The organism is Streptomyces sp. NPDC087859, from assembly GCF_044742595.1.
GTDB classification, from domain to species: Bacteria; Actinomycetota; Actinomycetes; order Streptomycetales; family Streptomycetaceae; genus Streptomyces; species Streptomyces canus_F.
This window is the reverse complement of record NZ_JBIUUU010000002.1, coordinates 323,610-336,740: the sequence shown is the minus strand read 5'-3', so window position 1 is coordinate 336,740 and position 13,131 is coordinate 323,610. Positions and strand designations below refer to the sequence as shown.

Sequence of the window (13,131 nt, the reverse complement as noted above, 5' to 3'; positions counted from 1 at the left end):
AGCTGCAACGCCCCAACACGCGTCACTGTCGGTGCCTCACCCATGGCCGCAAGGGCTGCGTAAAGAGACAGTCACGCACTTCAACTACCCAACACACCAGCGCAGATCACTTTCAGCAATCGCCTGCGACACTCCGTCGCGATCACCTAGCGTTCGCAGTAACAAACAACCCCGGCCGGGTGTTGACGCACCCGCCGGGGTCTCACCACAGGATCGAACGGACCGATCTCATGGATACCAGCGACTCTAGCGCCGCCCTGCCCACCCCCGCACGCCCCGTAGCCGTGACCGGCATGGCGATCCACGTGGGGGTGTACCTACGCCAATCCGAGCGTCGAACCACTGGCAGCGAAGCCAGCACCGCGGCTCAACACGAAGAGTGCCTGAAGGCCCTAGAGCAGTGGGACGTCCCACCGGCCCACGTCGAGGTGTACGAAGACCTGGGCATCAGCGCCTTCAAGAACGTGGAACGACCCGCCTACGAACGACTGCTGCGCGACGTACGAGCCGGGCGCATCAACGTGATCATGGTGCATTACATGTCCCGGCTCAGCCGGAAGAACGCAGCGGAGACGTACGACGAACTTCGCCCGCTCCTCACGAACCGGGTTCGCATCATCAGCGTCGGCGAGCATCGCGAGTTCCACACCGACAACCCGCTCGCCCTCATGGAGCTCTTGTTCAAGCTTCAGGCCAACCACGAAGAGAGTCTGAACAAAAGCCGCGCAATCAAGGCCGCCAAGGCCCTGGAAGCGAGTCTGGGCGGCTACACGGGCAAGCCTCCCTTCGGCTTCACCCTCGTCCGTGACACACGCAGGTCCGCCGACGGCAAGCCGGTCAGCATCAAGATCCTCACGCCGGACGAGGAGCACGAAGCACCCGTCGTCCGCCGCATCGTGGAGATTGTCGAGGAGTGGCTCACAACTGGCGACACGTCCGGCTCGTGCTGGAAGCTCGCCCGTCGTCTCGAAGCCGAAGGACACCTGACACGCGGCAAAAGGACCGCGCAACAGCACTCAGAAGCACCCTGGGACAGGGGCACCGTGAAGCGCATTCTCATTGACCCGCGCATCGCAGGATTCGCCTGTGAAAGCGTCTACGGCGTCCGCCGTGACGGCACACCGGACAAGAAGGTCGCCGAGTACCGGATCATCTTGGACGACAACGGCAATCCCGTAACGGAGTACGAGCCGATCGTCAGTCCTGCGCGTTGGTACCGCGTGCAGAAGTGGGTCGAAGACCGTCACCCCAGCAGCGGTGACTGGCAGGGCCAGCCTTCCGGGGTCCTGTCCGCGATGAAACTCCTGTATTGCGAGTGCGGGTCATACATGACGCACGGCGGAACCGGTTCCAAGAAGCACTATCGCTGCCGCCGACGGGTCGTGAAGCCGGGTCAGCACATGGGAACGGTGGCCATCGGCGCGAAGGGCATCGAGGAGTACCTCGCCCGCCGGGTTCTGGCTGTGATCGCGACAGCGCAGGACAACGAAGCCACCATGACCGTTCTCGCGCATGCGTCGGCGCGGTATGCACAGGAGCAGCAGGAGCCCCTTCAGGTCACGCAAGAACGCGATCGCCTCTTGGGCGAACACGCGAACCTTCGGCATCTCCGCCAGAAGCACCAAGCGAACAAGCAATGCCCAACGCTGAAAAACGGATCCACCGATACCGCTGGGCAGGACGAGTGGAACAAGACCGAGCGTGCCCTCGCGGAGCGTATGCAGGCACTTGACACTCGTATCGCAGAGTTGGGGAGCAGTAGCCAAGCCCAACTTCCCTGCTCCGCTTGGCTACCGCCTGACGGCTCGGACCCCATCGGCCCGGGCTCCTGGTGGGACCAGGCCACTCGAGACGAGAAACGCGCCTTCTTCCGGCTCTTTCTGGACCGCATTGAGGTCCGCAAGGCATACCGCCACGCTGGACAGGGCGTACCCACCGCGTCGCGCGTGAGCATCGTCTGGGCAGGAGGCGTGACTTTCGACGGCTCACCGGGCGCCGAGAGGCTGCCCGAGTCCGCCTGAAGAACGGCCCGAACCAGGAAATCGTCGGCCGACTCCGAGCCGGCCGACGATCTGCCAAGTAACTACAGCCCGCCTTGTAACTACAGTCCGCCCTCAGACATCCCGTGCACGGCCGGGATCGTCCCCAGTCGCCCCTTCTGGAAGTCGTCGAACGCCTGCTGGAGTTCCTCACGGGTGTTCATGACGAACGGGCCGTAGTGGGCCATCGGCTCACGGATCGGCTGGCCGCCGAGCAGTACGACCTCGAGTTCCGGCGCGTTGGAGTCCTGCTTCTCGTCCGCTCGCACGGTCAGCGAGGAGCCCGCACCGAACACTGCAGTTTGTCCCAGGTGCACCGGGCGCCGCTCGGCGCCCACCGAACCACGGCCGGCCAGGACGTACGCGAGCCCGTTGAAGTCCTCACGCCACGGGAGCGTGATCTCGGCGCCGGGAGCCACGGTCGCGTGGATCATCGTGATCGGTGTGTGCGTGGCACCAGGCCCCTGGTGACCGTCCAATTCACCGGCAATCACCCGCAGCAGCGCTCCACCGTCCGGCGAGGTCAGAAGCTGCACCTGGCCGCCACGGATGTCCTGGTAGCGCGGGTCCTTCATCTTGTCCTTGGCCGGCAGGTTGACCCAGAGCTGAAGCCCGTGGAACAGCCCACCCGACTTCACCAGCGACTCGGGCGGCGTCTCGATGTGCAGCAGGCCGGACCCAGCCGTCATCCACTGCGTGTCGCCGTTCGTGATGGTGCCACCACCACCGTTGGAATCCTGATGGATGAAGGTTCCGTCAATGATGTACGTGACGGTTTCGAAGCCACGGTGAGGATGCCAGGGCGTCCCCTTCGGGGCGCCGGCAGGATAGTCGACCTCCCCCATCTGATCCATCATGATGAACGGATCCAGATGCCGGTAATGGATCCCGGCGAACGCACGGCGCACCGGAAAGCCCTCACCCTCGAAACCGCTCGGCGCGGTCGTGACGCCGAGCACGGGACGGGCCACGGCGTCGGCCGGAGCGGCCACGCGGGGGAGCGTCAGCGGGTTCTCCACGGTCACTGCGGGCATGTCGGTACCTCCTTGGTGCGTCCAGTTTAGTTGAGCATTGAACTTCCTGCCACCCCTAACCATGAGGTCCGCAGGCACATTCCCGCCGCCGTCAACGGAGCAGGGCCACCACCCCGACGCCCATCGCCCACAGGCCCGCCGACACCGTGGACAGCCCGAGGACCAGGCGGAACAGACCCAGGGCGAGGTGCCCGGCGGTACGGTGCCCGACCTTGGTGGTGCCCTCCGGATCCTCGGGGTCGTACAGGATGTCGACCTCGTCCGCCCCGCCCTGCGGACCGCTGCGCGTACGCGCCTCGCCCAGGGCGTCGACGTACGCGTACGTGTGATGCGTGACGGCGTCCTCGCCGGTCCCGACCTCGTACGACCGCTCGCGCCGCCCCTCCACCGTGATCCCCCGGCGGCGCAGCACGACAGCCTCCCGCACCGTGCGCACGCCGCCCGGCAGGGCGGTGCTCCCGCCGCCCGTCAGCACCGGCCCGGCCAGCCAGAAGATGACGGCCCGCTCCCCCGCACCGCGGTTCACCAGCACCACCGCGACCAGCACGTAAGTGAGGACCAGCGCGCCGAGGATCGCGTATCCCAGGTGTGGGCCGGGGCGCTCGACCGGCTCCACCGACACCTGCGGACGCGGTTCGTCGGCGTCGCGCACGGGCAGCGCCCGGCGTACCGCGTCGGCGAACGCCCGTACGGCCGGGGCGCTGCGGGAGGTGAGGGAGTAGGTCACGGAATCGGTGGGTGTCGTGGCGACGACGACCGTCAGTACCCGGCCTGCGGGGCCGGTCGCGTCGACGCGGGTGATCGCCGCGACGGGGATCCGGTGGCGCACTCCACCGGTCTCCAGCAGCACGACGCCCGCTCGGAGGCGGGCAACAGAACGCCGCCGGCCGTGCAGGACCAGCGGCGATGTGTCGATCTCGGTCACGCGGGCACAGTAGGCGAGCCCGGCGACCGGAAGGAGCGGTTCAGTCGGAGCGGTCGCGGATCCGGCACTCAGCCGTACATCCGGCGCATCGCGAATTCGACCATCTGCTCCACGGCCTTCGCGTCGAAGACCATCCGGTGCTCGCCCTCCATGTCGAGGACGAAGCCGTAGCCGGTGGGCAGCAGGTCGATCACCTCCGCCCCCGTGATCACGAAGTACTTGGACTCCTTGCCCGCGTACCGGCGCAGTTCCTTGAGCGAGGTGAACATCGGGATCACCGGCTGCTGGGTGTTGTGCAGGGCGAGGAATCCGGGGTTGTCGCCGCGTGGGCAGTACACCTTGGACGTGGCGAAGACCTGCTGGAAGTCCTCCGCCGCCAGCTGGCCCGTGGTGAAGGCCCGCACGGCGTCCGCGAGGGACGGCGGGGACGGCTCGGGATACAGCGGCGGCTGCTGGCCGTACCCGCCCGGCATCTGCTGCTGTGGCGTGGCGTACTGCTGCTGCGTACCCGCGCTCTGGTCGTAGCCGTACATGGGCGCAAGAGTACCGATCGGGGCGGGGGCGGCGGGCGGCAATGGGGTCCGGGCAGACCGACAGCGGCTTGACAGGCGGCGGCCGTGGTTTCCGGCGGCCGGCCCTCGTAGCGTCTGCAGTGCCGAGGGGAGCGGCACGGACAGCGGCCCACCACCAAGAGGACAGCCATGCGCGGACACCACGACGACGCAGCTCACGAGCACGACGGAGGACTCGCCCACGACCTTCCCGTCCTCGCCCGCCGGCGGATGATCCGGCTGATGGCGGGAGCGAGCCTGGTACCGCTGGTCGGCTGTTCCGCCGACAACGACTCCACCGCGTCCGCCTCTTCCTCTTCGTCCTCTTCGTCCTCTTCCTCGTCCTCTGCCACGGCCGGCTCGTCGTCCTCATCCTCGGAATGCGCCACGATTCCCGAGGAGACCGCCGGGCCCTACCCCGGCGACGGATCGAACGGTGTGAACGTCCTCAGGGAGAGCGGTGTCGTCCGCAGCGACATCCGTACGAGCTTCGGCGACTCCGCGGGCGGCACCGCCGAGGGGGTGCCGCTGACGTTCACGCTGACGGTCGTGGACGCCGCCTCCGGCTGCGGGACCCCGAGGGAGGGCGCCGCGGTCTACGTCTGGCACTGCGACCGCGAAGGGAGCTACTCCCTGTACACCGAGGGCGTCACGGACGAGAACTATCTGCGGGGTGTGCAGGAGACCGACGGCAAGGGGCAGGTCACCTTCACCAGCGTCTTCCCGGGCTGCTACACCGGCCGCTGGCCGCACATCCACTTCGAGGTCTACGCCGACCTGGAGGACGCGACCGCGGCCACCTCCATCACCAACACCTCGCAGCTCGCGTTCCCCAAGGACGTCTGCGACACGGTGTACGCGACGGACGGCTACAGCGAGAGTGTGTCCAACCTCGGTCGGCTCTCCATCGAGACGGACATGGTTTTCAGTGATGGGTACGACCAGCAGATGGCTGCCATCACCGGAAGTGTCGAGAGGGGCTACACCGCCACCCTCACGATTCCGGTGTGAACCGTCACAGATGACCGGATCAGGGTTGCGGTTTATTACCGGCGGGTAGCATCATCGTATCGAAGCTACTTGTTGGTACGTGAACTAGCGCGAGGATCCAGTCCCTCGCCCGTCTCTCTACGGAGCCGTCGCCATGGGGCACTACAAGTCGAATCTCCGCGACATCGAGTTCAACCTCTTCGAGGTACTCGGCCGGGACAAGCTGTACGGCACGGGTCCCTTCGAGGAGATGGACGTCGAGACCGCGAAGAGCATCCTCGACGAGATGACCCGTCTCGCCGAGAACGACCTGGCGGAGTCCTTCGCCGACGCCGACCGCAACCCGCCGGTCTTCGACCCGGAGACCAACACCGCGCCGGTCCCGGCGTCCTTCAAGAAGAGCTACAAGGCCTTCATGGACTCCGAGTACTGGCGCCTGGGTCTCCCGGAGGGCATCGGCGGCACCACCGCCCCGCCGTCCCTGATCTGGTCGTACGCGGAGCTGATCCTGGGCGCGAACCCGGCCGTGTGGATGTACTCCTCCGGCCCGGCGTTCGCCGGGATCCTCTACGACGAGGGCAACGACGTACAGAAGAAGATCGCCCAGATCGCCGTGGAGAGGACCTGGGGTTCGACCATGGTGCTGACCGAGCCCGACGCGGGCTCGGACGTCGGCGCCGGCCGCACCAAGGCGGTCCAGCAGGAGGACGGCTCCTGGCACATCGAGGGCGTCAAGCGCTTCATCACGTCCGGTGAGCACGACATGGAGGAGAACATCCTCCACTACGTCCTCGCCCGCCCCGAGGGCCACGGCCCCGGCACCAAGGGCCTGTCCCTCTTCCTCGTCCCGAAGTACCTCTTCGACTTCGAGACCGGCGAGCTGGGCGAGCGCAACGGCGTCTACGCCACCAACGTCGAGCACAAGATGGGCCTGAAGGCCTCCAACACCTGCGAGATGACCTTCGGCGACCAGCACCCCGCCAAGGGCTGGCTGATCGGCGACAAGCACGACGGCATCCGCCAGATGTTCCGCATCATCGAGTTCGCCCGCATGATGGTCGGCACGAAGGCGATCTCCACGCTGTCGACGGGCTACCTGAACGCGCTGGAGTACGCCAAGGAGCGCGTCCAGGGCTCCGACCTCGCCGCCTTCGGCGACAAGACCGCGCCCAAGGTCACCATCACCCACCACCCCGACGTACGCCGCTCGCTCATGACGCAGAAGGCGTACGCGGAGGGCATGCGCGCCCTCGTCCTCTACACCGCCTCCATCCAGGACGCGATCGCCGTCAAGGAGGCCGCCGGCGAGGACACCAAGGCCGAGCACGCGCTCAACGACCTGCTCCTGCCGATCGTGAAGGGCTACGGCTCCGAGAAGGGCTACGAGCAGCTCGCCCAGTCGCTCCAGACCTTCGGCGGCTCCGGGTTCCTCCAGGAGTACCCGATCGAGCAGTACATCCGCGACGCCAAGATCGACACCCTGTACGAGGGCACCACGGCCATCCAGGGCCAGGACTTCTTCTTCCGGAAGATCGTCCGCAACCAGGGCGCGGCCCTGAACGGTCTCGCCGAGGACATCAAGAAGTTCCTGGCGCTCGGCACGGGCGGCGAGGACCTCGCGGGCGCTCGCGAGCACCTGGCCAAGGCGGCCGTCGAGCTGGAGGCCATCGTCGGTCTGATGCTGACCGACCTCGCGGCCACCGAGCAGGACGTCAAGAACATCTACAAGGTGGGCCTGAACACCACCCGCCTGCTGATGGCCTCCGGCGACGTCGTCGTCGGCTACCTGCTCCTCAAGGGCGCCGCTATCGCCGCCGAGAAGCTGGAGACGGCCTCCGCCAAGGACAAGGCGTTCTACACCGGCAAGATCGCGGCGGCGAAGTTCTTCGCCGCCAACGTCCTGCCCGGCGTCACCGGCGCCCGCAAGCTCGCCCAGGGCGTCGAGCTCGACCTGATGGAACTGGACGAGGCCGCGTTCTAGGACACACCCGCACAGCTCTCCCGAGGGCCCGCTCCCATCATCGGAGCGGGCCCTCGTACGTCGTTAAGGTGAACCCCATGAGCGAACCCTCCCGCTTCGACCGCGGTCACACCGACGACCTCATGTCCTTCCTGGCTGCCGCCCCCTCGCCCTACCACGCCGTGGCGAACGCCGCCGAGCGACTGGAGAAGGCGGGCTTCAGGCAGGTCGCGGAGACGGACGCCTGGGACGGGACGACCGGCGGCAAGTACGTGCTGCGCGGCGGCGCGATCGTGGCCTGGTACGTCCCCGAGGGCGCCGAGCCGCACACCCCGTTCCGGATCGTCGGCTCGCACACCGACTCCCCCAACCTGCGGGTCAAGCCGCTCCCGGACGCCGGGGCGCACGGCTGGCGCCAGGTCGCCGTGGAGATCTACGGCGGACCGCTGCTGAACTCCTGGCTCGACCGCGACCTGGGCCTGGCCGGCCGGCTGACCCTGCGGGACGGCTCGACACGGCTGGTCAACGTCGGCCGACCGCTGCTGCGGATCCCGCAGCTCGCCGTCCACCTGGACCGTTCCGTGTCGACGGAGGGCCTCAAGCTCGACAAGCAGCGGCATCTGCAGCCCATCTGGGGGCTCGGCGACGACATCCGCGAGGGCGACCTCATCGGCTTCCTGGAGGAGGAGAGCGGCCTCCCGGCGGGCGAGGTGACCGGCTGGGACCTCATGGTGCACTCGGTGGAGCCCCCGGCCTACCTGGGCCGCGACAAGGAGCTGGTGGCCGGCCCGCGCATGGACAACCTGCTGTCCGTGCACGCCGAGGTCGCCGCGCTGAGCGCCGTCGCCACCGGCTCGGCCCTGTCCCACATCCCCGTACTCGCCGCCTTCGACCACGAGGAGAACGGCTCGCAGTCGGACACCGGCGCGGACGGGCCGCTGCTCGGCAGTGTGCTGGAGCGTTCGGTGTTCGCGCGCGGAGGGTCGTACGAGGACCGGGCGCGCGCCTTCGCCGGCACGGTCTGTCTGTCCTCCGACACGGGCCACGCGATCCACCCCAACTACGCGGAACGCCACGACCCCACGCACCACCCGCGGGTCAACGGCGGCCCGATCCTCAAGGTCAACGTCAACAACCGCTACGCCACGGACGGTGCGGGCCGCGCGGTCTTCGCCACCGCCTGCGAGAAGGCCGGCGTCCCCTTCCAGTCCTTCGTCTCCAACAACTCGATGCCCTGCGGCACCACGATCGGCCCCATCACGGCGGCCCGGCACGGCATCAAGACCGTCGACATCGGCGTCGCCATCCTGTCGATGCACAGCGCCCGCGAACTGTGCGGCGTGGACGACCCGCATCTGCTGGCCAACGCGCTGGTGGCGTTCCTGGAGGGATAGCGAGGGACAGCGAGGGATAGCCCTCGCGAGGCCGGGTACCCGCCTTCAACCGGAACCACCGGACAGGGAGGCGACACTATGGGCCTCGGCGGATGCATCATCCTCATCGCCGCGGGAGCCATTCTCACGTTCGCGACCGACTGGGATATGCAGGGAGTCAATCTCGACCTGGTCGGCGTCATCTTCATGATCGTCGGCCTGATCGGCGTCAGCACGTTCAGCAGCATCGCCCGGCGCAGGCGGGTGGTCGTACCGCCGCCCACGACGACCGTGGTCGAGGACGACCACCGGCGCGGGGGCGGCTACACCGGCTGATCGTCCATACCGGCCAGCACGAGGGGCAGCCGGTCCGTACCGCCCTCGGCGAGACGGACCGGCACACCCCAGTCCTGCTGGTGGACATGGCAGGCGGGGTATTCGTTGCGAGGGTCGTCGTCGCAGGAGGCGGCCGTCGCGGAGACATGCAGCACACCTTCGGCGACCCCCGGATCGAGGAGCAGGGTGCGGGAGAGTTCGGTGCCCGCGCCCTCGCCCTCGACGAGCAGTCCGGGCGGGGTGGCGGAGATCAGCAGCCGGGTCGAGGGACCGTACCGGGTGTCGAGCTTCTGACCTGCCGGGGCCTGGAAGACCACGTCCAACCGCAGCCTGCCCGGGGCGACTTCGGTGGCGGCGCGCGGGGTGCGGTGGGCGACCGACGCCACGCGTACGGCCTCCTCCGGGAGCCGCAGCCGGGTGAGCCGGTGCCGGGCCGACTCGACGACCACGAGGTCGTCCCCGACGAGGACGGCGCCGCTGGGCTCGCGCAGATCCGTGGCCAGGGTGGTGACCTCGCCCGTCGCCGGGTCGTAGCGGCGCAGGGCGTGGTTGTACGTGTCGCTGACCGCGACCGAGCCGTCGGGCAGCGCGGTGACCCCCAACGGGTGTTGGAGCAGGGCCTGTTCGGCGGCGCCGTCGCGGTGTCCGAAGTCGAAGAGCCCGGTGCCGACGGCGGTGTGGACCGTGCCGTCGGTGTCCACCCAGCGCAGGGCTGACGTCTCGGAGTCGGCGACCCAGAGCCGCTCGGGGGTGGCGGCGAGCCCGGAGGGCTGGGCGAACCACGCCTCGGCGGCGGGGCCGTCGACAAGGCCTTCGTTGGTGGTGCCGGCCGCGACGGCGACCGTTCGATCGGCCGGGTCGTACGTCCACAGCTGATGGACGCCGGCCATCGCGATCCACACCTTGCCGTGCCACCAGGCCACGTCCCAGGGGGAGGAGAGGTTGACCTCGCGCGCCGGTCCCGAGGTGTCGTCGCCCCGCATCCACTGGTGGCCGGTGCCGGCGAGGGTGGTGGTACGGCCCGACTCCGGGTCATAGCGGCGCAGGGTGTGGTTCACGGTGTCGGCGACGACCACGGAGCCGTCGGGCAGCAGCGCCAGCCCCTGCGGCTCGTTGAACCGCGAGCGGACCGACGTACTGTCCGTCATCCCCCGGTGGTCGCCCTGGCCGATCCGCCGCACCACGGTCTCCCCGTCGGGCGCCAGCTCCACCAGCTGATGCCGGGTGGTGTCACTGACCAGGAAGTTCCCCGAGGGCAGCAGCACCGCCTTTCCCGGGAACCGCAGCACGGTCGCCTCCGGCTCCGGCGCCACATAGGGGCCGTCCCCGCGTCGCAGCGTGCCCTTCGCCTCGTGCTCGGCCTCCAACTCCCGCACGAGCCGCTCTATGGCGTGCACATGCCCCTCACCGGCATGCTGCGCGACGACATATCCCTCCGGGTCGACCACGACGAGCGTCGGCCAGGCACGCACCGCGTACTGCTTCCACGTCGCCAGCTCCGGGTCGTCGAGCACGGGATGCTCCACCCCGTACCGCTCGACGGCATCCACGACCGCCGCATGCTCGGCCTCGTGCACGAACTTCGGCGAGTGCACGCCGATGACGACGACGGTGTCGGGGTGCTGGTGCTCCAGCTCGCGGAGCTCGTCGATCACGTGAAGGCAGTTGATGCAGCAGAACGTCCAAAAATCGAGAATGACGATACGTCCGCGCAGGTCGGCGAGGGTGTACTGCTTCTCGCCCGTGTTCAGCCAGCCGCCCTTGCCGACGAGTTCGGGGGCGCGGACGCGGACACGGCGGGGCGCGGAGTCGCTCATGGATCAAGAGTGCCACCCGCCACCGACAGTCACCCCAGGGTGTGCCCCGTGGTGGCATCCACATGGCCGGGCACGTCCTCGTGGCGATCGCCGACCGTGAGGGTGCCGGTGGGTTCGAGGAGGAGGATCGACGACGGGACGGGGGCGTACGGCTTGTGTTCCGTGCCGTGGGGGACGGTGAAGACCGAGCCCTTGGGGAGGACGACGGTCCGTTCGCCGGCCGGTTCGCGCAGGGCTATGTGGAGTTCGCCGTCGAGGACGAGGAAGAACTCGTCGGTGTGGTCGTGGGTGTGCCAGAGGTGTTCGCCCTCGACCTTGGCGACGCGTACGTCGTAGTCGTTGACGGTGGTGACGATGCGGGGGCTCCACCGGTCCGCGAAGGACGCGAGGGCCTTTTCCAGGGAGATCGGCTCGGGGGAGACGGGTTCGCTCATGTCCGTCATCGTCGGGCGCGGTCCGGCACGCGCGCGAGTGCTAGGAATTGCACATGCCGCAAGGATCCTCTCAACCGAACAGGCGTCCGCACCGGGTCGCGGTCATCGTCGACGAGGGCACCAACCCCTTCGAAGTCGGCGTCGCCACCGAGCTGTTCGGGCTGCCGCGGCCCGAGCTGGGGCTGCCGGGGCCGCTGTACGAGGTGACGCTGTGCACGCCCACGCCCGGGGTGCGGATGAACCACGGGTTCTTCACGCTGAGCGGGGTGCCCGGACTCGAAGCCGTGGACGAGGCCGACACCCTGGTCGTACCGGGTCGCCCGGACAACGTCGTACCGCGCGGGGCCGCCGTGCTCGACGCGATTCGCCGCACGCACGCGCGTGGCGCCCGCGTCATGAGCCTGTGCACCGGCAGCTTCGCGCTCGCCGAGGCGGGGCTGCTGGACGGCCGGCGGGCCACCACCCACTGGCTGTGGGCGGATGCGTTCCGCGAACTGCATCCGGAGGTCCTCCTGGAGCCCGACGTCCTCTTCGTCGACGAGGGCGACCTCCTCACCGCCGCCGGCAGTGCCGCCGCGCTCGACCTCGGGCTGCACATCTGGCGGCGCGACCACGGTGCCGAGGTCGCCAACGCCGTGTCCCGGCGGCTGGTGTTCGCCGCCCATCGGGACGGGGGACAGCGGCAGTTCGTGGAGCGTCCGGTGCCCGAGGTGCCGGACGCGTCGCTGGCGCCCCTGCTGGCGTGGGCGCGGGGACGGCTGGGGGAGCCGCTGACGGTGGCGGAGCTCGCCGCCCGCGCGGCCGTCTCCCCCGCCACGCTGCACCGCCGTTTCCAGGCCCAGCTCGGCACGACGCCGTTGGCCTGGCTGACGGGGGAGCGCGTGGCACTGGCCTGCCGGCTGATCGAGCGGGGCGAGGAACGGCTGGACGTGGTGGCCGCCCGCAGTGGCCTGGGGACGGCCGCGAACCTCCGCGCGCGCGTGCGGCGCGAGACGGGGCTCAGCCCGTCGGCGTACCGGAGGCGGTTCGGGACGTCGGCGACGGAGGTCCCGCGCCCTCGGACCTGAGCTGTCGCAGCTCGGGCACCACACCAAACCCGGCGTGCCGACCATCCCTACGGCCTATCGGTTGCGTTCCGCCGCGCGGCTCGGGGAAGCCGTAACGGCATGAGATTCCTCGTACGCGACCGGCTCCTCGGCATCGGTGACGACTACTGGATCGAGGACGACCAGGGCAACAAGGTGTTCCTCGTCGACGGCAAGGCCATGCGGCTGCGGGACACCTTCGAGCTGAAGGACACCCGTGGGCGCGTCCTGATCGACATCCGGCAGAAGATGTTCGCCCTGCGGGACACGATGATCATCGAGCGGGACGGCGAACCGCTGGCCACCATCAAGCGCAAGCGGCTGTCCCTGCTGCGCAACCACTACCGGGTGTCCCTGGCGGACGGCGGCACCGAGCTCGACGTCAGCGGGAAGATCCTCGACCGGGAGTTCGCGATCGAGTACGACGGTGAGCTGCTCGCCGTGGTCTCCCGGCGGTGGCTGCACGTGCGGGAGACCTACGGCGTCGACGTCGTACGGGAGGACACGGACCCGGCGCTGCTGATCGCGGTGACGGTGTGCGTGATCCACCTCGCCGAGAAGGAGAGGGAGGACTAGGGCCCGCCGGA

At 68.8% G+C, this 13,131-nt stretch carries 12 protein-coding genes; 7 read left to right on the top strand and 5 right to left on the bottom strand.

Annotated elements, in window-relative coordinates; all coding sequences use genetic code 11:
• Nucleotides 1–230 precede the first annotated feature (230 nt).
• Nucleotides 231–2,021 carry a recombinase family protein gene (locus tag ACIOHP_RS05455; protein ID WP_401883609.1) on the top strand — a complete coding sequence of 597 codons (1,791 nt, stop codon included), beginning with the start codon at nt 231–233 and terminating at the stop codon, nt 2,019–2,021.
• Between the two features lie 80 nt (nt 2,022–2,101).
• On the opposite strand, the gene ACIOHP_RS05450 is transcribed toward ACIOHP_RS05455, so the two are convergent.
• From ACIOHP_RS05450 to ACIOHP_RS05440, 3 genes are all read right to left on the bottom strand, one after another.
• A complete protein-coding gene (locus ACIOHP_RS05450; RefSeq protein WP_401884124.1) occupies nt 2,102–3,073 on the bottom strand; it encodes a pirin family protein in 972 nt (323 codons plus the stop codon).
• 91 nt (nt 3,074–3,164) lie between these two features.
• Nucleotides 3,165–3,998, bottom strand: coding sequence for a hypothetical protein (locus tag ACIOHP_RS05445; protein ID WP_401883607.1), 834 nt, complete (start codon nt 3,996–3,998; stop codon nt 3,165–3,167).
• A gap of 68 nt (nt 3,999–4,066) precedes the next feature.
• A complete protein-coding gene (locus tag ACIOHP_RS05440) occupies nt 4,067–4,531 on the bottom strand; it encodes an SseB family protein (RefSeq protein ID WP_059194285.1) in 465 nt (154 codons plus the stop codon).
• Nucleotides 4,532–4,699: 168 nt separating this feature from the next.
• Between ACIOHP_RS05440 and ACIOHP_RS05435 the strand changes: the two genes are divergently transcribed.
• The 4 genes from ACIOHP_RS05435 (at nt 4,700) to ACIOHP_RS05420 (ending at nt 9,208) form a co-directional block, all read left to right on the top strand.
• Complete coding sequence (locus tag ACIOHP_RS05435) at nt 4,700–5,560, top strand: intradiol ring-cleavage dioxygenase (RefSeq protein WP_401883605.1); 861 nt, start codon at nt 4,700–4,702, stop codon at nt 5,558–5,560.
• Between the two features lie 133 nt (nt 5,561–5,693).
• Nucleotides 5,694–7,520 carry an acyl-CoA dehydrogenase gene (locus ACIOHP_RS05430; RefSeq protein ID WP_361552452.1) on the top strand — a complete coding sequence of 609 codons (1,827 nt, stop codon included), beginning with the start codon at nt 5,694–5,696 and terminating at the stop codon, nt 7,518–7,520.
• A gap of 77 nt (nt 7,521–7,597) precedes the next feature.
• On the top strand, nt 7,598–8,893 hold the full coding sequence (locus ACIOHP_RS05425; protein WP_401883603.1) for a M18 family aminopeptidase: 1,296 nt from the start codon (nt 7,598–7,600) through the stop codon (nt 8,891–8,893).
• Between the two features lie 78 nt (nt 8,894–8,971).
• A complete protein-coding gene (locus ACIOHP_RS05420) occupies nt 8,972–9,208 on the top strand; it encodes a DUF6458 family protein (RefSeq protein WP_361552458.1) in 237 nt (78 codons plus the stop codon).
• Here the strand turns inward: ACIOHP_RS05420 and ACIOHP_RS05415 are convergent.
• Entirely contained in the window at nt 9,196–11,025 is a 1,830-nt protein-coding gene (locus tag ACIOHP_RS05415) for an NHL domain-containing thioredoxin family protein (protein WP_401883601.1), read from the bottom strand. The two genes, ACIOHP_RS05420 and ACIOHP_RS05415, sit on opposite strands and share 13 nt — an antisense overlap.
• 29 nt (nt 11,026–11,054) lie before the next feature.
• Nucleotides 11,055–11,459 carry a cupin domain-containing protein gene (locus ACIOHP_RS05410; RefSeq protein WP_401883599.1) on the bottom strand — a complete coding sequence of 135 codons (405 nt, stop codon included), beginning with the start codon at nt 11,457–11,459 and terminating at the stop codon, nt 11,055–11,057.
• 53 nt (nt 11,460–11,512) lie between these two features.
• Here ACIOHP_RS05410 and ACIOHP_RS05405 point away from each other — a divergent pair, with 53 nt between their 5' ends.
• Nucleotides 11,513–12,526 (top strand): helix-turn-helix domain-containing protein, encoded by a 1,014-nt coding sequence (locus tag ACIOHP_RS05405; protein WP_401883597.1) that lies wholly within the window; start codon nt 11,513–11,515, stop codon nt 12,524–12,526.
• Nucleotides 12,527–12,625: 99 nt separating this feature from the next.
• Nucleotides 12,626–13,120: an LURP-one-related/scramblase family protein gene (locus ACIOHP_RS05400; RefSeq protein ID WP_401883595.1), complete on the top strand. Its 495-nt coding sequence runs from the start codon at nt 12,626–12,628 to the stop codon at nt 13,118–13,120.
• Nucleotides 13,121–13,131 lie beyond the last annotated feature (11 nt).